We start from the raw sequence: 26,224 nt of genomic DNA on the forward strand, positions 1-26,224 counted from the left end.
GGTCCCCTGCCGACCGGGCCCACGGGTGACGGTGCCCACGGCCGAGCGCAACCTTGTGCACCAGGAACGAGCTGATCGTGGTGCGAAAGGTTGCGGTCGGCGGTGGGGCCTCAGTTGACGTCGACGAAGTGCTCGACCCTCGGGAACGGGTCGTAGAAGTGGTGGAGCAGCTCGCGCCAGCGCGCGTACTCGGGCGATCGGCGGAAACCCTCCTCGTGCGCCTCGACCGACTCCCACTCGACGAGCAGCAGGTAGGTCGACGGCGACTCGACGCCGCGTGAGAGCGTGAGCCTCCCGAACCCGGGCTGGACCTCGATCAGAGCCTTGGCCTGCGCGAACGCGGCCTCGAACGCGGCCTCGGTGCCGGGCCGGACGGGTAGCAGCGCGTGCTCACGGATCATGCCGGCACCCTAGCGGTCGAGCACGGTCTCACCCACGGCCGAACGCAACCTTGTGCACCAGGAACGAGCTGATCGTGGTGCGAAAGGTTGCGCTCGGCCGTGGGCCCGTGGGCCCGTGGGCCCGTGGGCCCGTGGGCCCGTGGGCCCGTGGGCCGGTGGGCCCGCAGGTCAGGGGTACAGGCCCCGGATCTCGTGCGCCTCGGCCACGCGCTGCACCCCGATCGCGAGCGCGGCGTCGCGCAGCGACACGTCCTCGCGCCGGGCGAGCGCCGAGACGTCGGCGTACGCGGAGTGCATGCGGTGCTCGAGCCGCTCCGCGATCTCCGACTCGGTCCACCAGTACGCCTGGTTCGCCTGGACCCACTCGAAGTACGACACGACGACGCCGCCGGCGTTGGCGAGCACGTCGGGCACCACGATGACGCCGTTCTTGGCGAGGATCGCGTCGCCCGCGCCGGTGGTCGGGCCGTTCGCGCCCTCGACGACGAACCGGGCGCGCACGTCGCGCGCCGTGGTCTCGTCGATCACGCCCTCGACGGCCGCGGGCACGAGCACGTCGACCTCGAGCGCGAGCAGCTCGGTGTTGCTGATCGGGTCGGCCCGGTCGAACCCGACGACCGAGCCGGTCTCGGCGACGTGCGCGGTCAGCGCCTCCATGTCGAGCCCGTCGGGGTGGCGCACGCCGCCGTACTGGTCGCTCACGGCGACGACGTGGGCGCCCTCCTGGGCGAAGATCGTGGCGGCGTGCGCGCCGACCTTGCCGAAGCCCTGGACGGCGACGCTCGCGCCCGCGAGGTCGACGCCGGCCTCGTTGAGCGCGGCCTTGGTCGAGTGCACGACGCCGCGCGAGGTTGCCGTCGCACGGCCGAGGGATCCGCCCACGGCGATGGGCTTGCCGGTCACGACGCCCGGGATGGTGTACCCCTCGGAGACCGAGTAGGTGTCCATGACCCACGCCATGGTCTGCTCGTCGGTGCCCATGTCGGGCGCCATGATGTCGCGCGACGGACCGATCACGGGCTTGATCTCGGTCGTGTACCGGCGCGTCACGCGCTCGAGCTCGGCGGTCGAGTGCTCGCGCGGGTCGATGGTGACCCCGCCCTTGGCCCCGCCGTACGGCAGGTCGACGATCGCGCACTTCCAGGTCATCCACATCGCGAGCGCCCGGACCTCGTCGATGTCGACGCTCGGGTGGTACCGCAGGCCGCCCTTGCCCGGGCCGCGCGAGACGTTGTGCTGCACGCGGTAGCCGCGGAACAGCACCGTCGAGCCGTCGTCGCGTCGCAGCGGGACGGCGACGTGGACCTCGCGGCGGGGCGTCGCGAGCATCTCGTGGACGCCCGCGTCGAGGCCGAGCATGTCGACCGCGCCCGCGAGCTGGGCGAGCGCGGTGCTCAGCGGTCCGCTGGATGCCTCGGGTGCCGGGTGGGGGGCGGACGGCGCGTGGCCGGGTACGGCGTCGTGCGTGGACAACGGGTCCTCCGGGGTGTGGAGAGCGACCGGTGCCACGGGGTCAGCGGCACCGCTGGTGCGCCCAACGTACAACGCCGGGTGCGCCCTCCGCAGGGCGCACCCGGCGTCGCCCCGCGGGGGCGCACCCGCGGGGGCGCGCCCGCGTCGTCGTGCCTCAGCCGGCGAGGCCGTCGACCTGCGCGAGCTCGTCGGCGGTGAGCGCGAAGGCGGTGACCGCGAAGTTCTCGGCGATGCGCGCGGGCGTGACCGACTTCGGGATCACGACGTACCCGTGGTCGAGGTGCCAGCGCAGCACGACCTGCGCGGGGGTCACCTGGTGGGCGGCGGCGATCGTCGCGAGCACGGGGTGGTCGAGGTCGGTGCGCCGCAGCGGGCTGTACCCCTCGAGCAGGACCCCGCGCTGCGCGAGCTGGTGCGCGACGGCGCTGTCGTGGTCGGCGGGGCTCCATGGGATCTGGTCGACCGCGGGCGTCTCGCCGACCTGCTCGGACAGGACGTCGACCTGCTCGACCGAGTAGTTGCTGACCCCGATCGACCGTACGAGCCCTTCGTCGCGCAGCTCGACGAGCCGCTCCCACACCCACGGCGACGCGACGCCGTCGGGCGGCCAGTGGATGAGCCAGAGGTCGAGCTGCTCGACGCCGAGCAGCTCGAGCGACGCCTCGAGCGTCTCGCGCTCGCGGCCGGCGCGGTCGGGCGGGAGCTTGGAGGTGACGAACACGTCGGTGCGCGCGACGCCGGACGAGGCGAGCGCACGGCCCACCTGACCCTCGTTGCGGTAGCCGGTCGCGGTGTCGACGTGGCGGTAGCCGATCTCGAGCGCAGTGAGCACGGAGCGGTACGCGTCGTCGCCCTCGGACTGCCAGGTGCCGAGGCCGAGCAGCGGCACGTCGCCGCCGGGCAGGGGTGCGGTGGGGATGGTCGCGGTCATGCGTCGAGACTATGCCCGCGACCGCCGCCGGAACGACGCCGGCGTCTCGCCGGTGAGCCGCGCGAACGTGCGCGTGAACGACGGCTGGTCGTAGAACCCCGCCTGCGCGGCGACCGCCGAGACGGGCACGTCGGTCTCGGTCAGCAGGGTGGTCGCGCGGTCGACGCGGGCGCGCAGCACGAGCTGGCGCGGCGTCAGGGAGAACACGCGGCGCACGCGGCGGGTCAGCACGTCGGGCGTGCAGCCCGCGAGCGCCGCGAGCGCCGTGGTGGGCAGCGGCCCGTCGAGGTGCTGCTCGACCGCGGCGACGAGGCGCGCCATGGAGTCCATGGTCGCGTCGTCGGCGTCGGACTCGTGCAGGTCCTGCGAGACGGACACGAGCCCGACGAGGCCGCGTGCGTCGCGCACGGGGTGCTTGGACGTGAGGAACCACCCGGGGGTCCCGCCGAGCCGGCGGATGAGCTCGAGCTCGTTGCGCAGGGGCCGGCCGGTGCGGATCACCTCGGCGTCCTGCCGGGCGTAGCGCTCGGCCAGCTGGGGGACGAACAGGTCGTGCGCCGTCCGCCCGACGACGTCGCGGCGCGAGCGGGCGCTGGTGCGCGCGACGAACACGCGGTTGACGGCGACGTAGCGGCCGTCGAGGTCCTTGGCGCAGAACATGGTCTGGGCGAGCTCGTCCATGAGGGCGACCATGACGGGGCTGAGCGCGGCGACGAGGCGGGCGGGTCCCGCGAGCTCGGGGAGGGCCGGCTCCGCGGCGGGTGTCGGGTTGTCGTGCACGGTGCCCATTCCAGCCCGGTTCGTACAAGACAGCACGTCGGGGGCGGGCGCACAGTGGGGGGATGAGCAGCCAGACCCTCCCCGACCCGGGGAGCACCAGCAGCACGGCGATCGACCACGACCTGGTCGAGTCCGCCGTGACCCTCGCCCGCACGTGGATCTCCGCCGCCGACGCCGACCAGGACGCGGCCGAGCAGTCGACCGCCCGCCGTCTGGGCGCGCTCGTCTCGGACCCGAAGGGCCTCGAGCTCGCGGTCCGGTTCGTCGACGACGTGGCCCGCCCGCACGACGTGCGTGTCGCCGCCAAGGAGCTGCACCGCCTGGGTGAGCTCGCGGGCGACGCCCACGGGTTCCTCGGCCCGGTCGACCGCCTTCTGATGCGCACGGGGGCGCTGGTCGCTCCCGTGCTGCCGCACGTCGTGGTGCCGGCGGCCCGCGTCCGGCTGCGCCAGCTCGTCGGGCACCTCGTGGCGGACGCCGGGAAGGGCCTCGGCCCGCACCTGGCCCGCACCCGTGAGCAGGGGTACACGCTCAACGTGAACCTGCTGGGCGAGGCCGTGCTCGGCGAGGACGAGGCCACGGCGCGCCTCGCGCGCACGATCGCGCTCGTCGAGCGGCCCGACGTCGACTACGTCTCGGTCAAGGTGTCGTCGGTCGCGTCGCAGCTCGTGACCTGGGACCTCGAGGGGTCGCGCGACCGCGTGGTCGAGCGCCTCCTGCCGCTGTACCGGGCGGCCCGCGACCACGGCGTGTTCCTCAACCTCGACATGGAGGAGTACCGCGACCTCGCCCTGACCACGGCAGTGTTCCGCACCGTGCTCGAGCGCGAGGAGTTCCGCGACCTCGAGGCGGGGATCGTGCTGCAGGCGTACCTCCCCGACGCGCTCGGGGCGCTCGACGAGCTCACGGAGTTCGCGGCGGCTCGCGTCGCGGCCGGGGGAGCGCGCGTCAAGGTGCGGCTCGTCAAGGGAGCGAACCTCGCGATGGAGCACGTCGAGGCCGAGCTGCACGGCTGGCCCGTCGCCCCGTACGACACCAAGCCCGACGTCGACGCGAACTACGTGCGCCTGCTCGACCACGCGCTCACCGCGCCCCGCACCGACGCGGTGCGTCTCGGCGTCGCGAGCCACAACCTGTTCCACGTGGCGCTCGCGGTGCTGCTGGGCCGTGCGCGCGGCGTGAGCGAGGCGCTCGACGTCGAGATGCTGCAGGGCATGGCGCCCGCGGAGTCGCGCGCGGTGCGTGACGAGGTCGCGAAGGACGGCGGGCGGGTCGTGCTCTACACGCCCGTGGTGCGCGACGAGGACTTCGACGTCGCGATCTCGTACCTCGTGCGGCGCCTCGAGGAGAACTCGGCGGTGCAGAACTTCGTGCACTCGATGTTCGCGCCCGCCGACGCCGACGACCCGATGGGGCGGCAGGAGGCCGCGTTCCGGGCCTCGGTCACGCTCGGCACGCACTACCGGCCCGAGGCGGTCGAGCCGCGACGCACCGCGCGCACCGACACGAGCGTCCCCGGGCCGGGCGCGACCGCCGACGTGCCGGGCGACGGCGCCCCGCTGGTGGAGGGCTTCGTCAACGCGGCCGACACCGACCCGGCGGTCGCCGCGCACCGGTCCTGGGCGCGGCGCGTCGCCGCCGGCGACGGGTACGTGCCCGTGCGCACGCCCGAGCTCACGAGCACCCAGGAGGTCGACGACGTCGTCGCCCGGGCCCGGAGCGCCGCCGCGGTCTGGTCCCAGGTCTCCCCGGTCACGCGCGCCCGCGCCCTGCGCGCGATCGCGTCCCGCCTCGCCGAGGCCCGCACCGACCTCGTCACGGCGCTCGTGCACGAGCCCGGCAAGACCGTCGCCGAGGCCGACCCCGAGATCAGCGAGGCCATCGACTTCGCGAACTACTACGCGCGCGCCGCCGAGGAGCTCGACGCGGTGCCCGGCGCGCGGTTCACCCCCGACGGCGTGACGCTCGTGACGCCGCCGTGGAACTTCGCCGTCGCGATCCCCGTCGGCGGGGTCGTCGCGGCGCTCGCGGCCGGGTCGCCCGTGATCGCCAAGCCCGCCCCGCCGACGCCGCGCTGCTTCGAGCGTGCGGTCGAGGCGATCCACGCGGGCCTGCTCGACGTGGCGCGCGAGTGCGCCGAGGGGAGCACCGACACGGGGTTCGACGAGGCGCTCGCCCGCGACGTCGTGCAGTTCGTCCGGGTGCCCGACGGCGACCTCGGCCGGCACCTCGTGACGCACGACGGCGTGGCCCGGGTCATCCTCACGGGCGCCCTCGAGACCGCCCAGACGTTCGCGTCGTGGCGGCCCGAGCGCCCGCTGCTCGCGGAGACGTCGGGCAAGAACGCGCTCGTCGTGACGCCCGCGGCCGACCTCGACCTCGCGGTCGCGGACCTCGTGCGCTCGGCGTTCGGGCACGCGGGGCAGAAGTGCTCGGCCGCGTCGCTCGCGATCCTCGTCGGCTCGGCGGGCGACCCGCGCACCACGACCGGGCGGCGCCTGCGCACGCAGCTCGTGGACGCCGTCCGCTCGATCGTGGTCGGGCCCGGCACGGACCTCGCGAGCGTCATGAACCCGCTGACCGAGGCGCCGTCCGACAAGCTCGAGCGCGCGCTCACGCGCCTCGAGCCGGGGGAGTCCTGGCTCGTGCGTCCCCGGCGGCTGTCGGACGACGGGCGGCTGTGGAGCCCGGGGCTCAAGGAGGGCGTCGCGCCCGGGTCGTTCTTCCACACGACCGAGGTGTTCGGGCCGGTGCTCGGGATCATGCGCGCGGCGACGCTCGACGAGGCGCTCGCGCTGCAGAACGCGACCGACTACGGGCTCACGGGCGGTATCCACTCGCTCGACCAGGACGAGGTCGAGCACTGGCTCGAGCACGTCGAGGTCGGCAACGCGTACGTCAACCGGGCCATCACCGGGGCGATCGTGCAGCGCCAGTCGTTCGGCGGCTGGAAGGCCTCGGCCGTCGGACCGGGCGCCAAGGCGGGCGGGCCCAACTACGTCGCCGAGCTCGGACGCTGGGCCGACGCGGACGACGTGCCCGACCGGACCGTCGACCCCGCGGGCTGGCTCGCGTGGGCCGAGGCCGACGACGCGCGCGCCTGGGCGCAGGAGTTCGGCGTCGAGCACGACCCGTCCGGGCTGGTCGCCGAGTCGAACGTGTTCCGGTACCGCCCGGTCGACGGGCTCACGGTGCGCGCCGGCCACGACGCGAGCGACGTCGAGGTCGAGCGCGTGCTCGCCGCGGCCCGGCGCGCGGGCGTCACGGTCGAGCTGCGTCCCGCCCGCGGGGCGGGCGCCACGGGCGACGAGGAGTTCGCGCGCGCGGTCGCCACGGGCCGGGTCACGGGCCGCGTGCGCGTGGTCGGCACCGCGCCCGGGTTGCGCGAGGCCGCGGCCGCACGCACCGGGTTCGTCACGGTGCTCGACCACCCGGTGCTCGCGAGCGGGCGGCGCGAGCTGCTCACGGTGCTGCGCGAGCAGGCCGTGAGCCGCACGCTGCACCGGTACGGGCACGTGATGCGCTGAGCGCCGGGCGCAGGGCCGCGACGACGGCGCACCGGCCGGTGCGCCGTCCAGCGTCCGCCGAGGTGCCCGTGGCACGATCGGTGCCATGGCGAGCGGTGGCATGACGAGCAACGACGCGACGAGCAGTGGCACCACGGCCGGACCGACGGCCGCCTTCGTGCTCGGTGGTGGGGGCGTGCGCGGCGCGGTGCACGTCGGCATGCTGCAGGCCCTGTTCGAGCACGGCGTGACGCCCGACCTCGTGGTCGGCACCTCGATCGGCGCGATCACGGGCGCCGCGGTGGCCGCGGACCCGACGTCCGGCGTCGTCGAGAAGCTGCACGAGGTGTGGGCGTCGCCCACCGCGGCGGCCGTGTACGGCGAAGCCTGGTACCGCCAGGTGCGGCGCCTGGCCCGCTCGCGTACCCACCTGTACAGCTCGGACGCGCTGCGGACGCTGATCGAGGGCTCGCTCGGGTCGCACGCGACCTTCGAGGACCTCGAGGTGCCGCTCGTCGTCGCGGCCGCGAGCATCGAGCGGGCGACCGAGCAGTGGTTCGACGCGGGGCCGCTCGTCGACGCCGTCCTGGCCTCGGCGTCGGTGCCGGGCGCGCTCCCGCCGACCGTGATCGACGGCGAGCACTACGTCGACGGCGGGCTCGTGAGCTCGATCCCGCTCGGCGAGGCCGTCCGGCGCGGGGCGACGACGATCTGGGTGCTGCAGGTCGGGCGCATCGAGGAGCCGCTGACCCCGCCGGAGAACCCCGCGGACGTCGCCCGGATCAGCTTCGAGATCGCGCGCCGGCACCGGTTCTTCCGTGAGCTGGCCGACGTGCCGGACGGCGTCACGGTGCACGTGCTCCCGACCGGCGGGTCGCTGCCGGGCGACGCGAAGCTCGGCGCGTTCCGCAAGCTCGACGCGACCGCCCGGCGCATCGCGGTCGCGTACGAGGCGTCGTCGGCGTATCTCGCCGGACTGCCCGCGTGATCCCTCCCCGGTGGTTCCGCCGCCTCGTGCTCGCCCCGGCGATCGTGCTCGCGGCGCTGCTGCTCGTGCCCACGAGCCTCATGCTCGTCCTGCTCGTGGTGGGCATCGTGACGTGGGCGTGGCCGGGTCGCCTGCGCACGCCGCGCGTGCTGTGGATGGCGAGCTTCTACGTGCTGTGGGACGCCGCGGCCGTGCTCGCGCTGTTCGGCCTGTGGATCGCGACGGGGTGCGGCTGGGCGATGCAGCGCCGGTGGGCGCAGCGCGCCCACTACCGGCTCGCGGCCGGCATGATCGGCATCTTCTTCTGGCAGGTGCGCTGGACGCTGCGCCTGCGCATCGAGCACGAGTCGGACGCCGGACCCGACGTCCGCGGCGAAGCGCGGCCTCCCGCGCAGCGGCCCGCGATCGTGGTGAGCCGGCACGCCGGGCCGGGCGACTCGTTCGTGATCGTCGACGCGATGCTCAACCTGTTCGGGCGCGAGCCGCGCATCGTGCTCAAGGACACGCTGCAGTGGGACCCGGCGATCGACACGCTGCTGCACCGGATCCCGACCCAGTTCGTCGCGCCGCGCTCGCGGCGTCGCGCGGACGCCCCGGGCGGCAGCGCCGCGGTCGGCGCGCTCGCGCACGGCATGGGTCCGCGCGGCGCGGTGCTGCTGTTCCCCGAGGGCGGCAACGTGACGCCGGGTCGCCGCGCGCGCCGCATCGAGGCGCTGCGTGCCGCCGGCAGCGACGAGCTGGCCGACCAGGCCGAGGCGATGCCGCACGTCATGGCGCCGCACATCGGCGGGTTCCTCGCCGCGGTCGAGGAGGCGCCCGAGGCGGACGTCGTCGTGGTCGCGCACACGGGTCTCGAGAAGCTCGTGACGCCGCGCGACATCTGGCGCGAGCTGCCCATGGACAAGCGCATCGTGACGCGGCGCTGGGTCACGCGGGCCGCGGACCTGCCGCGCGACCCCGCCGCGCGCGAGACCTGGCTCTACGACCAGTGGCGCCAGGTCGACGCGTGGATCACCGAGCAGGCGGCGACGCGCGACTGAGGGCCCGTGCCCGGCGCGGACGCCACGCCCGGGGCAGTGGCCCGGCCCTGCGCCGGCGTCAGGCGGACGCGCGCGCGACGAGCTCGGCCGGGAAGAGCCGGGGCTCGGTCGGCGGGGCGTCGCCCGCGATCATGTCGAGCAGCACGTCGGTCGCGGCGCGCACCATGTCGATCACGGGGTTGCGCAGCGTCGTCAGCGGCGGGGTGGCCGCCGCGGCGATGCCGAGGTCGTCGTAGCCGACCACCGCGACGTCGTCGGGCACCGATCGCCCGCGCTCGGCGAGCACGCGCAGCGCCCCCGCGGCCATGACGTCGGACGCGGCGAACACGCCGTCGATCGTCGGGTCGCGGTCGAGCAGCCGCGCCATCGCGGCCGCGCCGCCGTCGGTCGTGAAGTCCCCGCCGTCGACCAGGTCGTCCGCGAGGCCGGCCGCGGTGACCGCGGTGCGCCAGCCCTCGAGCCGGTCGATGCCGGCGGTCATGTCGAGCGGTCCGGTGATGGTCGCCACGCGGCGGCAGCCGGCGTCGACGAGGCGCTGCGCGCCCAGGCGGCCGCCGTCGAGGTTGTCGACGTCGACGTACACGAGTCCCGAGGCCGGGCCGTGGAACGGGCGCCCGACGAACACCGCGGGCAGGCGGGAGCCCATGAGGGCCTCCTCGAGCCCGTCCTCGCGGTGGTGCGACGCGACGATCGCGCCGTCGACGTGCCCGCTGCCGAGGTAGCGCGCGATGCGCCCGTTCTGCTCGCCCGGGCGTGCCATGACGAGCACGAGCTGGAGCTGGGAGCTGCCGAGCGCGGCGCTCACGCCGCGCAGGGTGCCCGTGAGGAACGGGTCGTTGAGGATGCGCTCGTCGGGCTCGGGGAGCACGAGCGCGATCGAGTCGGTGCGCCGCGTCACGAGCGAGCGGGCGGCGCGGTTGGGGGTGTAGCCGAGGCGTGCGACCGCGTCGTCGACCGCGGCCTGGGCCTCGGGCGAGACGCGCAGACCACCGTTGATCGCGCGCGACGCCGTCGAGCGGGAGACGCCCGCCGCCTGGGCGACCTCGTCGAGCGTGGGGGCGGACGCTGCTCCGCCGTGCGTGGTCGTCATGGGGTCATCCTGCCCGAACGTCGGTGGCCGGTGCGGCGCCGTCTCGAATTTGTTGGGAAACCTTCCTGACGGCCGAGACACGGACAGGGCCGTCAGGAAGGTGGTCTCAGTCCCGCGCGGGGACGGTGTTGTCGCGCGCGACCTCGGCGTACCAGCGACCGCTGGCCTTGACCGTGCGCTCCTGGGTCTCGTAGTCGACCCGGACGATGCCGAACCGCTTGCCGTAGCCCCACGTCCACTCGAAGTTGTCGAGCAGCGACCACGCGAAGTAGCCCCGCACGTCGGCACCGAGGTCGATCGCGTCCTTGACGGCGCGCAGGTGCGCGTCGAAGAACTCGAGCCGGTTCTGGTCGTCGACCGACCCGTCGGGCTCGACGACGTCGTCGAACGCGCAGCCGTTCTCCGTGATGTACAGCGCGACGCCCCGGGGGCCGGTGTACTCCTCCTGCAGGCGGGTCAGCAGGCGGGTCATGCCCTCAGGCTGGATCTCCCAGTCCTGGTCGGTCACGGGCAGGCCGCGGGGGTGCACGTGCACGCCGTCCGCCGCCGGGAAGGGCGAGCGCGTCGGGTACGTCGTGGGCGCGTTCCCGCCGAGCGGGTGCTCGGGGGGCGTCGCCGCGACGAGGTTGCCGTGGTAGTAGTTCACGCCGAGCGAGTCGATGGGCGTCGAGATGATCTCCAGGTCGCCGTCCTGGACGACCTCCTCGAGACCCAGCCCGGCGACGTCCTCGAGCACGTCGAGCGGGTAGGCCCCCCGGAAGATCGGGTCGGCGAAGATCCGGGTGAACTGCCCGTCGAGGCGGCGCGCGGCGTCGACGTCGGCGGGGTTCGACGGGTCCTTCGGGTCCTCGACCTCGAAGTTGAGCGTGATGCCGAGGTTTGCCTCGGGCGCCCGCTCGCGCAGCGCCTGCACCGCGAGGCCGTGCCCGAGCATCAGGTGGTGCGCGGCCGCGAGGCCGTCGGCGGGGCTGCGGCGGCCGGGCGCGTGCTGGCCGCCGGTGTAGCCGAGGAACGCCGAGCACCAGGGCTCGTTGAGCGTCGTCCACACGCCGACGCGGTCGCCGAGCGCCTCGTGCATCGTGACGGCGTACTCCTGGAACAGGTACGCGGTGTCGCGGTTCGCCCAGCCGCCCTTGTCCTCGAGGGCCTGCGGCAGGTCCCAGTGGTAGAGGGTCAGCCACGGCATGACGCCCTGGGCGAGCAGCTCGTCGACCAGGCGCGAGTAGTAGTCGACGCCCTGCGGGTTGACGGCGCCGCCGCCCGGCCGCACGCGCGACCAGGACGTCGAGAACCGGTACGTCGCGAGGTTGAGGTCGGCCATGAGCCGCACGTCGTCGACGTAGCGCGTGTACTGCTCGCAGGCCTGCGTGCCGTCGTCGCCGCCGACGACGGTCCCCGGGACGCGGCAGTACGCGTCCCAGATCGAGTCCTCACGTCCGTCGACGTGGCTCGCGCCCTCGACCTGGAAGGCCGCGGTCGCCGAGCCCCAGAGGAAGCCCTCGGGGAAGCGGACGGCGCCCGTGGCGTTGGGCCCGGGACCGAGCGGGGTGGTGGGGACGTAGGGGCTCATCCCTTGACAGCTCCTTGCATGATGCCGGCCACGAGCTGACGGCCGGTGAAGGCGAAGACGATCAGCAGCGGGACGGTCGTGAGGAACACGCCCGCCATGACCAGCGAGTAGTCGGTGTGGTAGTTGCCCTGCAGGAGCTTGACGATCACCGGCAGGGTCGCGTTGTCCTGGCTGAGCACGATCGACGGCCAGAAGAAGTTCGTCCACTGCTGGACGAACGTGAACAGTGCGAGCATCGCCGCGGCGGGGCGTGCCGCCGGGAGCGCGATGGACCAGAACGTGCGGAACATCGAGGCACCGTCGACCCGCGCCGCCTCGATGAGCTCGTACGGCAGAGCGTTCTCGAGGTACTGGGTCATCCAGAATACGCCGAACGCGCTGACCAGCACCGGCAGGAGCACGGCCTGGATGGTGTCGATCCAGCCGACCTTCGCCATCACGATGTACAGCGGGATGACGCCGAGCTGGGTCGGCACGGCCGTGGTCGCGATGACGAACACGAGCAGCGCGCGCCGTCCGCGGAACCGGAGCTTGGCGAACGCGTAGCCGGCCATGGTCGAGAAGAGCACGGTGCTCGCCGCGGCGACCGTCGAGATGATGATCGAGTTCAGCAGCGCCTTGGGGAAGTTGAACGCCCCCGAGGTGATGATGTCGCCGAAGCGGTCGAAGATGCTCAGGTCGGGGAACCACTGCGGCACGATCGACTGCGAGATCTCGGTCTGCGTCGACGAGCCCAGCATGAGCGTGAAGTACAGCGGGAAGACCGAGATCAGCAGCACGATCCCGAGGATCGTGTACGTGACCCACCGGGGGCGGCGCTGCGTCGAGCCGAACGACTGGGACGCGCGGCGTCGCGCGGCCCGCGCGGCACCCGGGCCGGCGGTGTTCGCGATGACGGGGATCGAGCTCATGAGGTCCTCCTGGGGGACTCGTCCTCGGCGGACGTGCCGGACGTCGCACGGTCGGCGGTGATGGTCGCCGCGACGGACCCGGGGTCGGCCTCGCGGGCGGCGAGCGGCATGCGCAGACGACGGACCGCGTCCTTGTACGCGCGGCGCTCCTTGCGCGTCTGGGCGCGCTGGTCGGCGGTCGAGGAGATCCGGCGGGTGATGAGGAAGTTCAGCAGGCCGATCGCGACGATGACGAGGAACAGCATCCAGGCCACCGCGGAGGCGCGGCCGAGGTTCATCTGCGGGCCCCAGCCGACGTTGTAGAGGTAGAGGGTCGTGGTCTCCCACTGGTGGGTCGGACCGCCGACGCCCTTGACGTCGAACACGCGCGGCTCGTCGAAGATCTGGAGCCCGCCGATGGTCGAGGTGATGATCACGAAGATGATCGTCGAGCGGATCTGCGGCACGGTGACCGAGAAGAACTGGCGCACGCGGCCGGCGCCGTCGAGCACCGCGGCCTCGTAGAGCTCGCTCGGCACGGCCTGCATGGCCGCGAGGAAGATCAGGGTGTTGTAGCCGGTCCAGCGGAAGTTGACCATGGTCGCGATCGCGGACCACGCGGCGAAGGTCGACGAGTGCCAGCCGACCGACGGCAGGCCGACCGCGTTGAGGATCGCGTTGATCAGCCCGTACTGGTCGGCGAACAGCTGGCCGAAGATCATGCCGACGGCCACGGGGGCGACGACGTAGGGGAGCAGCACGCCCATGCGCCAGAAGGTCTTGGCGCGGATGTTCTGGGCGAGCAGCGCCGCGAGGAAGATCGCCATGACGACCTGCGGCACGGACGAGATCAGGAAGATCGCGAACGTGTTGCGCAGCGAGAGCCAGAACTCCTCCTGCTGCAGCACCGCGGTGTAGTTCTCGAGCCCGACCATGTCGCCCTGGCCGCCGATGAGCGACCAGTCGTGGACCGACACCCACGCGGTGTACAGCAGCGGGAAGAGCCCGGTGACCGCGAACAGGAGGAAGAAGGGCGAGATGTAGAGGTAGGGCGAGAGCTTGACGTCCCACCGGCCGAGGCGCTGGCTGAAGCCGACGCGGCGCGGCGGCCGGGGGTCGCGCTCGCCGAGCCCGGTCGGGGGCAGCGCGTGGGTCTGGACAGACATGGTCGATTCCTCAGGGCTGGAGACGAGCAGGGGCGGCGCCCGGGGGCGCCGGGGCCTGGCGGACCGACGGCCCGGCCCCGGTCGTGGGGCCGGGCCGTCGGAGGTGGATCAGCCGATGCCGAGGGCCTCGTAGGCCTTGACGGCGTCGTCCCAGTTGCTCTCGATGCTGCCCTTGCCCTGGACGTCGTACGCGACGAGCGCGTTGGTGACGGCCGAGTTGATCGAGAAGTAGTTCGGACCCTTGAACGGGGTCACGGTCACGGCCGCGGCGCGGTCGGTGTAGATCTTGCCGACCGGTGCGTCGTTGAAGAAGTCGTTCGTCGCGCTCGTGACCTCCTCGGAGGCCTCCGCCTCGACCTGGCTCGGGAAGTTGCCCGAGTTGTTGAACGCGGCCGTCTGCTGCTCAGGAGCGGTCAGCCACGCGGCGAAGTCCTTCGCGGCCTGGGTGTGCGCGCCCGAGGCGGGCACGACGAGGAACGAACCGCCCCAGTTGCCGCCGCCACCGGGGAACACGTTGGCGATGTTCCAGCCGTCGACGCCGCCGGAGTTGGTCTCGATCGAACCGGTCATCCACGCGGGGCAGGCCATCGTGGCGAAGCCGTCGTTCTGGAACGCCTTGTTCCAGTCGTCGCTCCACTGCTGGTTCGGGGCCGCGAGGCCCTCGTCCTTGGACATCGTGGCGACCGTGGTGAACAGGTCCTTGATGTCGGTGTTGGACGCGAGGTCCTTGGCGGTGCCGTCCGAGGCGTTCTCGTAAGGCTCCTCGATCTGGCCGACCATGGCCTGGTAGACGCCCTCGGCGCTGTCGAACCACGCGACGCCGTCCGACTTGCTCACGAAGTCCTTGCCGACCTCGAAGTACTTGTCCCACGTGGCGTCGGCGCCGCCGAGCAGCTCCGCGACACCGTCGGGGTCGGAGGGGAGGCCTGCGGCCTCGAACAGGTCCTGGCGGTAGCAGATCGCCTCGGGGCCGATGTCGGTGCCGTAGCCGAGCAGCTTGCTGCCGTCGTTGCTCGAGCCCTGCGTGGTCTTCCAGTCGAGCCAGCGGCCGTCGAGCGACGGGTCCGAGAGGTCCGTGAAGAGGTCCTCGTACTGCTGGACGATCGGCATCCAGTCGATGTCCACGGCCTGGATGTCGGCCAGGCCGGCGCCGCCGGCGGCGAGCTTGGTCGTGAAGTTCGCCTTCGCGTCGTCGGACGTCGCGGCGATCGTGTGCTTGATCGTGACGTTCGGGTGCTCCTCGGTGTACGCGTCCAGGAGGTCCTGGGTGTAGCCGAAGTCGTTGAACGTCGCGATCGTCAGCGTGACGGGTGCGTCGCTGTCGCCGCCGTCCGCGGCGTCGTCACCGTCGTCGGACGAGCCGCAGGCGGTGAGGGTGAGGGCGAGTGCCGCGATGCCCGCGGTGGCCGCGAAGGCCTTCCGCGACCGGCGGGTGGGGCGAGTGCTGCTCTGCACGATGACTCCCTTGTCGATGGGTGGACGTAGGTGGCAGCGCTCCCATCCCTGGGAGGTGGTAGCGCTCCCACCCATGGGGGGATCAAACCCGCCCGGGTGTCCGAGCGTCAAGCCGCGAGGCCGTCCCGGAGGAGTGGGAGCGCTCCCTTGCGAGCGTCTGTGCAGGTCAGGGGCGTGCGTGTATCCGGCGTGTTTCCGAATCGTTATGGCGCCGTGTCCGGCGTCAGGCCTCCGCGGGCGCGTCGAGCCAGGCGCGCGCGGCCGACTCCTCGGCGTGCAGGGCGTCCCGCACCGCGGACGCTGCGGCCTGCTCGACCATCGACCCGAACAGGGGCACCGTGGCGCGCACCTCGCCCGTGTAGGTCTGCGCCGAGCCACCGTCCGCGCCCGCCGCGAGCCGGACCGTCCCCGTCACGCGCACGGGGGCTCCCGTGATCTCGATCGCGACCGTCCCGCTGCGCACGCCCTCGACCGGCGGCCCCCAGACCTCGACCTGGCGGATCTCGAGCCGGTCGCCCACGAACGCCCGCGCCTGCGGCGGGATCAGGGCGCTGGGGAGCGTGCGACGCACCGACACCGTGAACCCGCCGTCGGCGGCCCGCGTGACGTCGGCCTGCTCGACCGTGCCCTCGCCGCTCGACCACGCGGCGCGCCAGCGGACGAACTCCGCGTCGGCGAGCATCGCGGCGACGGCGTCGGGCGCCGCGTCGAAGGTCAGTGTGACGGTCAGCTCCATGCTCGCCCTTCGGTCGTGCGGTCCGCAGGCACTCTATCCGTGACCGGCCGGATCCGCGGGGGCGCGCGCCGGTGCGTACGCTGGTCGGGTGTCCGCCATGAGTGATCTCATCTCCCGCCATGCCGAAGTGTCCGCCGCGGACAACGAGTGGCTGCACCTCCTCGTCGGTGACTGGCAGGTGATCTCCGACCTCGCGTTCGCCGACCTCGTGCTGTGGATGCCGACGGCCGACCACGGGTTCGTCGCGGTCTCCCAGTGCCGGCCGAGCACGGGCGCCACCGTGCACTACGACGACATCGTCGGCTCGCGCGCGCCCGAGGGCCAGCTCGCGCAGCTGCGCCGCGCGTTGTCCGAGGTCGCGCCGCAACGCTCGCGCGAGCCCCGGTGGTTCGGTGCGTACGCCGTGCGCGAGGAGGCCGTGCCCGTGGTCCACGAGGGCCGCGCGATCGCCGTCGTGGCGCGGCAGACCAACCTCGGCAGCGGACGCACGCCCAGCCGGCTCGAGCTCAACTACGTCGAGGCGGCCGACGACCTGATCGCGATGATCTCGCGCGGTGAGTTCCCGATGGCGCACGCCGCGACCGGTCCCCGCCGCGGGGCGCCGCGCGTCGGGGACGGCCTGATCCGCCTCAACTCCGAGGGCGAGGTGCTGTACGCGAGCCCCAACGCGCTGAGCTGCTTCCACCGGCTCGGCGTGATCGGCCCGCTCGTCGGGCGGTCGCTCGCCGAGGTGACCACCGACCTCGTCGAGCACCAGAACCCCGTCGACGAGTCGCTGCCGCTCGTCGTCATGGGCCGCGCACCCTGGCGGACCGACCTCGAGGCGCACGGCGTCGCGCTCTCGCTGCGCGCCATGCCGCTGACCGAGTCGGGTCAGCGGATCGGTGCGGTGCTGCTGTGCCGCGACGTGTCCGAGCTGCGCCGCCGCGAGCGCGAGCTGATCACCAAGGACGCGACGATCCGCGAGATCCACCACCGCGTCAAGAACAACCTGCAGACGGTCGCCGCGCTCCTGCGCCTGCAGGCGCGGCGCATGGACATGCCCGAGGCGCGGGCCGCGCTCGAGGAGGCGATGCGCAGGGTCGCGACGATCGCGCTCGTGCACGAGAGCCTCTCGCAGACCCTCGACGAGGAGGTCGAGTTCGACGACATGGTCGGCCGGGCGCTGCGCCTCGCCGCCGACGTCGCGTCCGCGGGCACCAAGGTGCGCACCGTGAGCGAGGGTTCGTTCGGGCTCGTCCCCGCCGAGGTCGCCACGCCGCTCGCGCTCGTGCTCACCGAGCTCGTGACCAACGCGGTCGAGCACGGCTTCTCCGGTCGCGAGTCCGGGACCGTGACCGTGAGCGTCGAGCGGGACGGCGCGCAGGCGCGCGTCGTGGTCGCCGACGACGGCACCGGCATGGTCGCCGCGCCCGAGCCCCGCCCCCGCGGCAGCAAGCGAGGCCTCGGCACGCAGATCGTCTCGACGCTCGTGACCAACGAGCTGCACGGGAGCATCGACTGGGTGCCCCGCGACGGTGGCGGCACCGAGGTGCGCATCGAGGTCACGCTCCGGGACCCGCGGCGCGAGAACGCGGCCGCGCACGGCTGAGGCCTCCCGGGAGCCGCCCCGGGCGTACAGGGAGCCGCCCCGGGCGTACAGGGGGACGCCCTGACCTGCCCGGCGCGGCGCTCGTGCGGCGACGAGCCGCCCCCGGACGCACGAGAGGCCGCCACCCCAGGGGTGGCGGCCTCTCGATCGACGCTCGGTCAGCCGGCGCGGCGGGCGCGGGCCGTGCGGCGCTTGAGCGCGCGGCGCTCGTCCTCGGACAGGCCGCCCCAGACACCGGCGTCCTGCCCGGACTCGATGGCCCACTTGAGGCAGGTGTCGACGACGTCGCAGCGACGGCACACGGCCTTCGCCTCCTCGATCTGGAGGATCGCGGGGCCCGTGTTCCCGATCGGGAAGAACAGCTCAGGGTCCTCGTCGAGGCATGCTGCGCGGTGGCGCCAGTCCATCTTCGTCTCCTAGGGCAGGGTCGAGCGACCGAGATCCTGGGCGCAGTACGGGGGGAAGCGCTCCGAGGTTCGGGCTCGTCGTTCGGGGGGTTTGCTCTCTCAAGGTTCACACCTCGTGAAGGCCCGCACAAGGGGTTTCGGGGAGGTTTCCTGCGTATGACGCCTGAGGCATTCATCACACTTCAGTAACGGTGCTGGTCAGGCGTATCGTGTCTCTCCATGTCCGCCGACGACCGCCCCGCCGTTCCCGACGACGGCGCGCCGAGCGCGCCGGCGCCGACCGCCGTCCGTGTGATCGTGGGCATCGTGCTCGTCGAAGCGCTCGCCCTCGTCGTCGGCGCGGGTGCCGTGGTGGTCAATCTCTTGACGCACGAGGCCGCGGTCGGGCTCTCGATCGGCCTCGTCGTCTTCGCGCTCGCCATCGCCGCGCTCCTGGTCGCCGGCTCGCGCGGCCTCGTGCGTGGGCTCCGGATCGGCCGGGCACCGGTCATGACGTGGCAGCTGTTCCAGATCGTGCTGGGCGTCGGCGCGCTGCAGGCCGGCAACCCGCTCTGGGGCGTGCCGCTGCTCGTCCTCTCCGTCGTCGTGGTCGTGGGTCTCATGCTGCGCACCGTCGTGGAGCACACGACCCACTGACGCGATCGGCTCGATCGTCTCGACCAGCGCGACGGGTTCCACGGTCTCCACCGGCCCGACCGGCTCGACCGGCTCGATCGGTCCGGCCTGACGGACCGAGGTCGTGGCCCGCGCGACCTGGACGCGCTCGGCCCTGCCGCGCACGACCACGGCCCCTCGTCCCGCGATCGCGTCCGGCGCGAGCAGGTGCTCGACGGGCGCGGAGAAGATCTCGTCGACGCCGCGCTCCGCGGGGCCCAGCACGACTCCCGTGCGACGCCGGCGCAGGTCCGCGAGCGGCCCCCGGTGCGCCCCGAGCGCCCCCGTGACCGTCGCGCCGGCCACGAGCCAGAGTCCCGCGAGGCGCGCGACGAGGCCGAGGTGCTGCACCGCGAGGGCGTCGAGGTCGTCGACCACGACGCACCGGGAGCTGGCGCGGGCGAGGTCGACGACGTCCGGCACGGCCTCGTCGGTCCCCGCGGTGCCGCTCGGCGGCCGGCCGTCGTCGCTCGTCCGGTCCGGGTCCAGCACGGGGAGGCCGATCCGGGCGAAGAGCGGGTCACGGCTGACGACGCCTGCGAGCAGCCCGAGCTCGGCGAGGCCCAGCGCGACGGTCGCGAGCGCCGCGCTGCGCCCGCTGCCCGGCCGCCCGACGACGAGCAGCCCGCCCGCGGTCGCGACTCGCAGCGGTGCTGCGTGGTCGCCGCCGGGGCCAAGCAGCACGGCGTGCTCGTGGGGTGGCTCGTCGAGGGGCGGGAACGACTCGCGTTCGACGTGCCGGGGCAGTGCTGCGATCCGCAGGGCCGTCCCCGGACGTCCTGGCGCGGTCGCGCGCGGCTTCCCGTCCGGGCGGACCGCGATGTGGTCTCCGTCCGGTCGGACGGCGACGTGGGCGGCCTGGCACTCGAGGGGCGTGCTCCCGGGGGAGAGCCAGACGCCGCGACCCGGGAGGCGGGCATGCCCGGCGAACGCGGCGGGCACGCCGGCGGCGACGTCGTCGTGGCGGTCCCCGGAGCGCAGCACCAGGCGGTGCGCGGCCCGGCCCGTCCAGCGGGCGAGCGGCACCGGGTCGCCCGCGAGCACGACGGGCACGCCCCGGCGAAGCACCTCCGCCAGGAGCCCCGCGCGGCCCGTGGAGCCGTCGAGCGCGGCGGCAAGAGCAGTGAGGTCGTCGATCACGAGCACCGGACCGGCCGACGCGCGGGCCGTGTGCTCGTCCAGGACGTGCCGCAGCACGAGGCCGGCGCGCACCGGGTCGTCGGCGCCGCAGACCGTGCCGAGGAGCGGGTGCCCGAGGTCGGCGAACTCGTGCGGCCTGCCGAGCACGTGGACGGTGACGCCCGCGGCGAGCAGGCCGCGCACGACCGCGCGCAGCGTGCCCGTGCGCCCCGTGCGCGCCGGCCCGAGCACCGCGAGCATGCCGTCGGCCGGGTCCCAGGTGGCGGTGCCGTGCCGCTGCTCGGTCGGCACGTCGGTCAGTGCGAACGTCACGCCCGCGCGCGGTTCGCGGGGGAGGTCGTCGAGGGCGACGACGTCCGGAAGAGCAGGGGCCCACAGCGGTCGGGGCGCGGGCAGGTCCTGCGCGGCGGCGTGCACGAGCGCGACGAGGTCGCACGCGACGCCGGGCTCCGTCGGGGCGTCGACGGCCCAGACGTCGGCCCGCCGGACGCCGTCGGCGCGTGGCCCGCGGGCGCCGTCCGCCCTCGCGCACTGGAACGCGACGAGGGGCGCGTCGTCGGCGCGGAGCACCGCGCGACCCGGGACGGGCGGGATGCGGGCGGCGTGCGGGGCGTCGACCACGTCGGCCGAGTCGACCGGGTCGACCACCCGCAGCGCGACGCGCAGCGGCACGTTGGCGCGGATGTCCGCGGTCACGGCGCCCGCGGGCCGCTGCGTGGCGAGCACGAGGTGGATGCCGAGGGACCGCCCCTGCGCGGCGACGCGCAGCAGGCCCGGCAGGAACTGCGGGAGGTCGTCGGCGACCGCACGGAACTCGTCCATGACCACGAGCAGTCGCGGCACGCTGCCCGGCGGGAGGTCGTCGACGTGCGTGACCCCGGCGTCGGCCACCAGCCGTGCCCGACGGCCGAGCTCCGCGCGCAGGCCGTCGAGGGCCCGCGCCGCGGTGCCGGGCTCGCGGTCGCTCACGGTGCCCACGACGTGCGGCAGCGTCGCGCAGCGTCCGAGGCTCGTCCCGCCCTTGAAGTCGACGACGACGATCGCCAGGCGGTCCGGCGGGTGCCGCACCGCGAGGCCCAGCAGCAGCGACCGCAGCAGCTCCGACTTCCCGGAGCCCGTGGTCCCCGCCACGAGCGCGTGCGGGCCGTCGCGCACGAGGTCGATCGTCACGGTCCCGCCGGCGGCCTGACCGATCGGCGTCGCGAGCGACGTGCGCTCGAGCGCCCAGAGCCCGCGCACCCAGGCTGCGTCGGGCGCGGGCGGGGCGTGCACGAGGTCGGCGAGAGCGACCGCGCCGGGGAGCCGGGCGTTCGCCGGGTCGTCCGCCTCGTCGGCCCCTGTGCGTCCTGCGGCCGCCCGGCCCGTCGTGCGTCCCGGTCCCGCGGGCCCGTCGTGCGCCACGTCGGCCGCCCGGGCCAGGGCTGCTCGTGCGGCACGCGGTCCCGTCCCGGCGTGCTCGCACCCGGCGAGGGTCCGGGCGAACGTCTCGCACCAGTCCTCGTCGACCTGCGGGAGGGATCCGACCGGGAGCACGGTCCGGCACCAGGGCGGCACGGCGCGCGCGTCGTCCGCGACGAGGACGAGGCACGTCGCGGCGGTGCGCTGCGACCAGACACGGGCGAGGGCCGGGGCACGCAGCGCGTGTGCGTCGCCGAGGGCGTCGACGACCACGACCACAGGCACCGCGTCCGGACCGGGCCCGAGCGCCCGCCGACCGGCCCCCGCCGCCGGGACGGCGCGGTGGGCGCGCGCGTCGAGCCACCGGCACCACGCCCACGCGGACGCCCCGGCCCCGACCACATCGAGCGCGTGCCCGGTCGCGGCGAGGTGCGCGACGATCGCGGCGGCACCAGCACGGGCGCCGCCGCCCACGACGGCGACGACCCCGTCGGGCAGGCCGTGCGCGAGCGGCTCCGGGAGGTCCGGGCGCCCGGTGGCGGGCACGGCGTCCGCCGTCGGCACGTGGAGCGAGACGAGCGCGCGCAGGAGGTCGTCGGCCGGCCGGGGGCTGGTCGCGGGAGGCGCGACCGCGGGCGGACGCAGCGCGGTGCGTCGATCGCGGCGTCGCCGCACGGCCGCGAGCGCCCGTGGGGCGAGCATCGCGAGCGGGCCGAGCAGCGCGAGCAGCAGGAACATCGGCTGGTGCAGCGTCACCGCGAGCACGAGCGACCCGCCCGCGGGGACGAGCGTGGTGACGAGCGAGACCGCCGGCGTCGGGGGAGTGCGGGCGTCGTCGCCGGCAGGGACGAGCGCGCTCGCGTAGGTCCAGGAGGCCGTGACCGGTGGCGGTCGCAGCTCGACCGTGCGCGTGGGCTCGCCCGGCAGGACGACCGCCCGCCCCGGCCGCCAGCGCGCGCGACCGAGGCGGGGCACGCGGCGTCCGCCACGGCCGACACGTCGCGCCCCGCGCGGCACCCGGACGCCGCCCCGCCGGGCGGCCCGGGAGCGCCCGCGCGGGGCCGTGCCCGGGACGGTCGCGGGACGCAGCCGCCCGGACCCCGGGCCGTCGGTCGCCGCGAGGTGCGCGGGCGCCCCGAGCACCTGCGCGGGCACGGCCGCGGGCCGCGCGCCCCGCACCGCGAGGGTCGCCCCCGGCACGAGCGGGTGCACGCCCGTCAGGTGGTCGTCGTCGAGGTCGACGGCGTCCCCGCCGCCCGCCCAGGCGCACAGCGGCGCGTCGACGAGCTCGGGCCGCACGAGCAGCACCGCGAGGCGTCGGCGCAGGTCGCCCACGCGCTCGCCGGGCACGACGAGCACGTCCTCGTCGGGATGGATCGTCAGTCGCAGGGACGGGCCTGCGGATGGCGCGTGGAGGGTCACGGCACCACCCTGGCCCGACCGCCCGCGCACCGGGGCGGACGACGACGGGGGTGTGGACGAGTTGTCTCGTCCACACTCCCGCGTCGAGCGTCGCGTCAGTCGGCGGCGAGGGCCTCGACCGGAGACGTCCGCACCGCGGCGCGCGCGGGGACGAGCGACGCGAGCAGCCCCGCGAGCACCGCGCCCACGAGCACCAGCGCGAAGTCCCGCCACGGCACGCCGAGCTGCACGTCACCCATCGCCGACAACGCCGTGAACGCCCCGGCCCAGCCGTACAGCAGGCCCAGGCCGATCCCTGCGACCGCCCCGACGACCGCGATCAGCACGCCCTCGAGCGAGAGCATGAGCCGCAGCTGCACCCGCGACAGCCCGATCGCACGCAGCGTCGCCGACTCGCGACGCCGCTCGATGACCGACAGCGAGAGCGTGTTCGCGACGCCGATCACCGCGATCACGACCGCGGCCGCGAGCAGCCCCACCACGACCGCGAGCATCGTGTCGACGGTCGACTCGACCTGCGCCCGCTCCGCGGCCGGGCTCTGCACCACGTACGCGTCGTCGCCCAGCCCCGTGATCACGTCCTGCTGGACCTGCAGCGGGTCCGCGTCGTCCGCGATCTCGACCCACAGGGTCGTCACGGGGGCGCTCGCGGAGAGCGCGTCGAGCGTCGCGGGCGAGACCACGGCCGTCAGCCGGTACCCCTCGACCACGTCGGCGACCCGGACCGTGAGCGGCACGGTGCCGGACTCGCCCGCGACGTCGAGCACGTCGCCGTCGGCGAGGTCGTACGCGGCGGCCCAGTCGGGCGCGACGAGCGCGACGTCGTCCGCGATCCCCGCGTACCCCGTGGGGTCCGCGACGACCCGCTGCGCGTCGTCCGGGGCGATCGCCACGAGGTCGAGGGTCCAGCCGGCATCGCCGGCGTCCGGGGCGGTCGCGATCGCCGTCGCGACCTCGGCGACGTCCTCGACCCCGTCGACCGCGCGGACCGCGCCGAGCGCCGCGGGCGTGATCTCCTTGCCCGGCTCGACCCCGTCGGGCGTGATGCTGCTCTGGCCCCCGTCGACCGTCAGGTCGACGGGGTACTTTGCGTCGAGCTCGGCGAGCATCGAGGCGCGCGCGCTGACCGCGCCGACGGACATCATCGACACGAGCGTCACGCCGATGAGCAGGGCCGTGGCGGTCGCGGTCGTGCGGCGCGGGTTGCGCAGCGTGTTCGCGGCGGCGAGCCGCCCGGCGGCCCCCGAGCTCGCGAGCAGGCGGCCGATCCCGGCGACCAGGTGCGGGAGCCAGAACACGGCACCGAGGACGACGCCGACGAACGACAGGCCGCCGCCGGCGATCCCCGCGAGCAGGCCGACCTCGACCGAGCCCTGCGAGCCGGCGAGCAGCCCCAGGCCGAGCAGCGCGGCGCCGCCGAGCACGAGCAGCGCGGAGGTCGCGAGCCGCACCCGACCGGCACGTCGCCCGAGCGCGGGGGCCTCGGCGGGACGCAGCGCCGCGAGGGGCGCGACGCGGGTCGCGCTGCGCGCCGGGGCGAGCGAGGCGACGACGGTCACGAGCGTGCCGACGACGAGCGGCACGAGCACCGCGGCGAGGCTCGGCTGGACGACGGCGGGCAGCGGCGCGTCGAGGTCGAGCCCCTCGGCGACGCTCAGGCCCACCTGGACCAGGGCGAACCCGGCGAGCACGCCCGCGGCGGACGACACGAGCCCGAGGATCAGCGCCTCGAGCACCACCGAGCGGCCGATCTGCGCCTTGTCGGCGCCCACGCACCGCAGCAGCGCGAGGGTCCGGGCGCGCTGCGCGACGAGCACCTGGAAGGTGTTGGCGATCACGAGCGCCGCCACGACGAGCGCGACCGCCGCGAACGCGAGCGTGACCGCGGTGAACACGTCGTTGCCGCCGGTCATCGCGGCCGCCGCGTCGAGGGCCGCCTGCTCGGTCGTGCTGACGGTCGTCGCGTAGTCCTGCGGTACCGCCTCCGTGATCGCGGCGGCGACCTCGTCGACGTCGGCGCCGTCGGCGACGAGCACCGCGGCCTCCGACCAGCCCCACGCCGCGGGGTCGCCGTTCGTCCAGGTCTGGAACTGCTCGGGGGTCACCTCGGCGGCGCCCGCGTCGGCCTGGTAGGCCCCCGCGGGGTCGTCGAGCACCCCGACGACGGTCACGGGGACGGTCGTCTCGACCCAGTTCCCGGTCTCGTCGGGCTGGTACACGTGCGCCTCGACGGCGCCGCCGACCGCGACGTCGAGCCCGTCGGCCGCGTCGACCGAGACCGCGATCTCGCCGTCGGCCGTCGGGAGGCGACCGTCGGTCAGGGTCTGCGGCTCGAGGCGCTCGTCGCCCCGGGTCGGGGTGAGCGCCTCGTAGCGGCTCGTGCCGCCGTTCGCGAGCTCGACGTAGGTCGTGTCGGTCGCGGCGGCGGCCGTGACGCCCGGGATCGCCCGCACATCGGCGAGCTGGTCGACGCCTACGCCGTCGGCCATGACGAGGTCGGCGTCGGCGTAGCGGGCGGCGATGGTGTCGACGAGCGTCGAGGTCATCGCGGTGCCGGCGAGCAGGGTCGCGGCGACGAACGCGCTGCCGATGAGCACGGCGACGCCCGCGCCCGCGAGGCGACCGATGCTGCGGCGCATCTGCGCGAGGGTGAGGCGGAGCATCAGCGCTGCACCGCCGGGGCGAGCGTCGGCTCGTCGTCGAGGGTGCGCAGGGCGTCGAGCCCCGCGAGCACCGACTCGGGCGTCGGGTCCTGGATCTCGCCCGCGATGCGACCGTCGGCGATGAGGACGACGCGGTCGGCGTACGCGGCCGCGGTCGGGTCGTGCGTGACCATGACGATCGTGCGGCCGAGCTCGCGCACCGAGCGGCGCAGGAAGCTCAGCACCTCGGCGCCCGAGCGCGAGTCGAGGTTGCCCGTGGGCTCGTCGGCGAAGACGACGTCGGGCTTGGTGATGAGCGCGCGCGCGATCGCGACGCGCTGCTGCTGCCCGCCCGAGAGCTCGGACGGCCGGTGCGTGAGCCGCTGCGCGAGGCCGAGCGTGCCGACGAGCGTGTCGAACCACTCGCGGTCGACGGTGCCGCCCGCGAGGTCGACGGGCAGCACGATGTTCTGCTCGGCCGTGAACATCGGCAGCAGGTTGAACGACTGGAACACGAACCCGACGCGCTCGCGGCGCAGCCGGGTGAGCTCGGTGTCGCCGAGCGCGGTCACGTCGGTCGCGCCGATGAACGCCTGGCCCGACGTCGCGGCGTCGAGGCCCGCGAGCAGGTGCATGAGGGTCGACTTGCCCGAGCCCGAGGGGCCCATGATCGCGGTCAGGTGACCGGCCGCGAAGTCCACGTCGACGCCGTCGAGCGCCCGCACGGTGGCCTCGCCGCGCCCGTAGAGCTTGGTGAGGGCGCGACCGCGCACCGCGGGGGCGCCGTCGGGCATCCCCGCCTCGGGGTCGAGCGGGCGGTAGACGCTGGTGTCCACGTTCTCTCCTTGTCCGTGCCGCGGGTCCCGCGGCGGCGTTCGTCTCGTGGACGACGCTACGGACGCGTGCCCCCGCGCCGCGTCGGACGACGGGAGGGTCGTCGCGCG

At 74.5% G+C, this 26,224-nt stretch carries 18 protein-coding genes; 4 read left to right on the plus strand and 14 right to left on the minus strand.

Going from position 1 to position 26,224, the window contains the following annotated elements; all coding sequences use genetic code 11:
* Positions 1 to 110 precede the first annotated feature (110 nt).
* The 4 genes from CLV28_RS12065 to CLV28_RS12080 form a co-directional block, all read right to left on the minus strand.
* Entirely contained in the window at positions 111 to 401 is a 291-nt protein-coding gene (locus CLV28_RS12065; RefSeq protein WP_100423581.1) for an antibiotic biosynthesis monooxygenase family protein, read from the minus strand.
* 168 nt (positions 402 to 569) lie between these two features.
* Positions 570 to 1,910 (minus strand): Glu/Leu/Phe/Val family dehydrogenase, encoded by a 1,341-nt coding sequence (locus tag CLV28_RS12070; RefSeq protein WP_373314286.1) that lies wholly within the window; start codon positions 1,908 to 1,910, stop codon positions 570 to 572.
* A gap of 118 nt (positions 1,911 to 2,028) precedes the next feature.
* Entirely contained in the window at positions 2,029 to 2,805 is a 777-nt protein-coding gene (locus CLV28_RS12075; RefSeq protein WP_100423582.1) for an aldo/keto reductase, read from the minus strand.
* Positions 2,806 to 2,814: 9 nt separating this feature from the next.
* On the minus strand, positions 2,815 to 3,594 hold the full coding sequence (locus tag CLV28_RS12080) for an AraC family transcriptional regulator (RefSeq protein ID WP_100423583.1): 780 nt from the start codon (positions 3,592 to 3,594) through the stop codon (positions 2,815 to 2,817).
* Between the two features lie 53 nt (positions 3,595 to 3,647).
* Here CLV28_RS12080 and CLV28_RS12085 point away from each other — a divergent pair, with 53 nt between their 5' ends.
* The 3 genes from CLV28_RS12085 to CLV28_RS12095 all read left to right on the plus strand — a co-directional run bounded on the left by CLV28_RS12085 (position 3,648) and on the right by CLV28_RS12095 (position 9,119).
* Entirely contained in the window at positions 3,648 to 7,112 is a 3,465-nt protein-coding gene (locus CLV28_RS12085) for a proline dehydrogenase family protein (RefSeq protein WP_100423584.1), read from the plus strand.
* 100 nt (positions 7,113 to 7,212) lie between these two features.
* The gene (locus CLV28_RS12090; RefSeq protein WP_100423740.1) at positions 7,213 to 8,079 is read left to right on the plus strand and encodes a patatin-like phospholipase family protein; all 867 of its coding nucleotides are present in this window, start codon (positions 7,213 to 7,215) and stop codon (positions 8,077 to 8,079) included.
* Positions 8,076 to 9,119 (plus strand): 1-acyl-sn-glycerol-3-phosphate acyltransferase, encoded by a 1,044-nt coding sequence (locus CLV28_RS12095; RefSeq protein ID WP_203968173.1) that lies wholly within the window; start codon positions 8,076 to 8,078, stop codon positions 9,117 to 9,119. Before CLV28_RS12090 ends, CLV28_RS12095 begins: the two co-directional genes overlap by 4 nt.
* A 58-nt stretch (positions 9,120 to 9,177) precedes the next feature.
* Here the strand turns inward: CLV28_RS12095 and CLV28_RS12100 are convergent, their stop codons facing one another.
* The 6 genes from CLV28_RS12100 to CLV28_RS12125 all read right to left on the minus strand — a co-directional run bounded on the left by CLV28_RS12100 (position 9,178) and on the right by CLV28_RS12125 (position 16,026).
* Complete coding sequence (locus tag CLV28_RS12100; RefSeq protein ID WP_100423585.1) at positions 9,178 to 10,209, minus strand: LacI family DNA-binding transcriptional regulator; 1,032 nt, start codon at positions 10,207 to 10,209, stop codon at positions 9,178 to 9,180.
* A gap of 106 nt (positions 10,210 to 10,315) precedes the next feature.
* Positions 10,316 to 11,779: a GH1 family beta-glucosidase gene (locus tag CLV28_RS12105; RefSeq protein ID WP_100423586.1), complete on the minus strand. Its 1,464-nt coding sequence runs from the start codon at positions 11,777 to 11,779 to the stop codon at positions 10,316 to 10,318.
* Positions 11,776 to 12,690, minus strand: a complete 915-nt coding sequence (locus CLV28_RS12110; RefSeq protein WP_100423587.1) for a carbohydrate ABC transporter permease — start codon at positions 12,688 to 12,690, stop codon at positions 11,776 to 11,778. Before CLV28_RS12110 ends, CLV28_RS12105 begins: the two co-directional genes overlap by 4 nt.
* Entirely contained in the window at positions 12,687 to 13,835 is a 1,149-nt protein-coding gene (locus tag CLV28_RS12115) for a carbohydrate ABC transporter permease (RefSeq protein ID WP_100423588.1), read from the minus strand. Before CLV28_RS12115 ends, CLV28_RS12110 begins: the two co-directional genes overlap by 4 nt.
* Positions 13,836 to 13,943: 108 nt before the next feature.
* Positions 13,944 to 15,290 (minus strand): ABC transporter substrate-binding protein, encoded by a 1,347-nt coding sequence (locus CLV28_RS12120; RefSeq protein WP_239073220.1) that lies wholly within the window; start codon positions 15,288 to 15,290, stop codon positions 13,944 to 13,946.
* Positions 15,291 to 15,513: 223 nt separating this feature from the next.
* Positions 15,514 to 16,026 carry a DUF2505 domain-containing protein gene (locus CLV28_RS12125; RefSeq protein WP_100423590.1) on the minus strand — a complete coding sequence of 171 codons (513 nt, stop codon included), beginning with the start codon at positions 16,024 to 16,026 and terminating at the stop codon, positions 15,514 to 15,516.
* Between the two features lie 97 nt (positions 16,027 to 16,123).
* Here CLV28_RS12125 and CLV28_RS12130 point away from each other — a divergent pair, with 97 nt between their 5' ends.
* The gene (locus CLV28_RS12130; protein ID WP_100423591.1) at positions 16,124 to 17,617 is read left to right on the plus strand and encodes a sensor histidine kinase; all 1,494 of its coding nucleotides are present in this window, start codon (positions 16,124 to 16,126) and stop codon (positions 17,615 to 17,617) included.
* Positions 17,618 to 17,775: 158 nt separating this feature from the next.
* Here CLV28_RS12130 and CLV28_RS12135 read toward each other — a convergent pair whose 3' ends face one another.
* The 4 genes from CLV28_RS12135 to CLV28_RS12150 form a co-directional block, all read right to left on the minus strand.
* Positions 17,776 to 18,024 (minus strand): WhiB family transcriptional regulator, encoded by a 249-nt coding sequence (locus tag CLV28_RS12135; protein ID WP_100423592.1) that lies wholly within the window; start codon positions 18,022 to 18,024, stop codon positions 17,776 to 17,778.
* Between the two features lie 198 nt (positions 18,025 to 18,222).
* Positions 18,223 to 22,638: an FtsK/SpoIIIE domain-containing protein gene (locus tag CLV28_RS12140; protein ID WP_157802632.1), complete on the minus strand. Its 4,416-nt coding sequence runs from the start codon at positions 22,636 to 22,638 to the stop codon at positions 18,223 to 18,225.
* 95 nt (positions 22,639 to 22,733) lie between these two features.
* On the minus strand, positions 22,734 to 25,301 hold the full coding sequence (locus tag CLV28_RS12145; protein ID WP_100423594.1) for an ABC transporter permease: 2,568 nt from the start codon (positions 25,299 to 25,301) through the stop codon (positions 22,734 to 22,736).
* Positions 25,301 to 26,074 (minus strand): ABC transporter ATP-binding protein, encoded by a 774-nt coding sequence (locus CLV28_RS12150; protein WP_100423742.1) that lies wholly within the window; start codon positions 26,072 to 26,074, stop codon positions 25,301 to 25,303. Before CLV28_RS12150 ends, CLV28_RS12145 begins: the two co-directional genes overlap by 1 nt.
* Positions 26,075 to 26,224 lie beyond the last annotated feature (150 nt).

This window comes from Sediminihabitans luteus (assembly GCF_002797595.1).
Classification (GTDB): Bacteria; Actinomycetota; Actinomycetes; order Actinomycetales; family Cellulomonadaceae; genus Paraoerskovia; species Paraoerskovia lutea.

Coding starts and splice junctions, on each gene's coding strand:
- CLV28_RS12065 (WP_100423581.1), bottom strand. CDS start 401: ATGATCCGTGAGCACGCGCTGCTACCCGTCCGGCCCGGCACCGAGGCC.
- CLV28_RS12075 (WP_100423582.1), bottom strand. CDS start 2,805: ATGACCGCGACCATCCCCACCGCACCCCTGCCCGGCGGCGACGTGCCG.
- CLV28_RS12080 (WP_100423583.1), bottom strand. CDS start 3,594: ATGGGCACCGTGCACGACAACCCGACACCCGCCGCGGAGCCGGCCCTC.
- CLV28_RS12085 (WP_100423584.1), top strand. CDS start 3,648: ATGAGCAGCCAGACCCTCCCCGACCCGGGGAGCACCAGCAGCACGGCG.
- CLV28_RS12090 (WP_100423740.1), top strand. CDS start 7,213: ATGACGAGCAACGACGCGACGAGCAGTGGCACCACGGCCGGACCGACG.
- CLV28_RS12100 (WP_100423585.1), bottom strand. CDS start 10,209: ATGACGACCACGCACGGCGGAGCAGCGTCCGCCCCCACGCTCGACGAG.
- CLV28_RS12105 (WP_100423586.1), bottom strand. CDS start 11,779: ATGAGCCCCTACGTCCCCACCACCCCGCTCGGTCCCGGGCCCAACGCC.
- CLV28_RS12110 (WP_100423587.1), bottom strand. CDS start 12,690: ATGAGCTCGATCCCCGTCATCGCGAACACCGCCGGCCCGGGTGCCGCG.
- CLV28_RS12115 (WP_100423588.1), bottom strand. CDS start 13,835: ATGTCTGTCCAGACCCACGCGCTGCCCCCGACCGGGCTCGGCGAGCGC.
- CLV28_RS12125 (WP_100423590.1), bottom strand. CDS start 16,026: ATGGAGCTGACCGTCACACTGACCTTCGACGCGGCGCCCGACGCCGTC.
- CLV28_RS12130 (WP_100423591.1), top strand. CDS start 16,124: ATGAGTGATCTCATCTCCCGCCATGCCGAAGTGTCCGCCGCGGACAAC.
- CLV28_RS12135 (WP_100423592.1), bottom strand. CDS start 18,024: ATGGACTGGCGCCACCGCGCAGCATGCCTCGACGAGGACCCTGAGCTG.
- CLV28_RS12145 (WP_100423594.1), bottom strand. CDS start 25,301: ATGCTCCGCCTCACCCTCGCGCAGATGCGCCGCAGCATCGGTCGCCTC.
- CLV28_RS12150 (WP_100423742.1), bottom strand. CDS start 26,074: ATGCCCGACGGCGCCCCCGCGGTGCGCGGTCGCGCCCTCACCAAGCTC.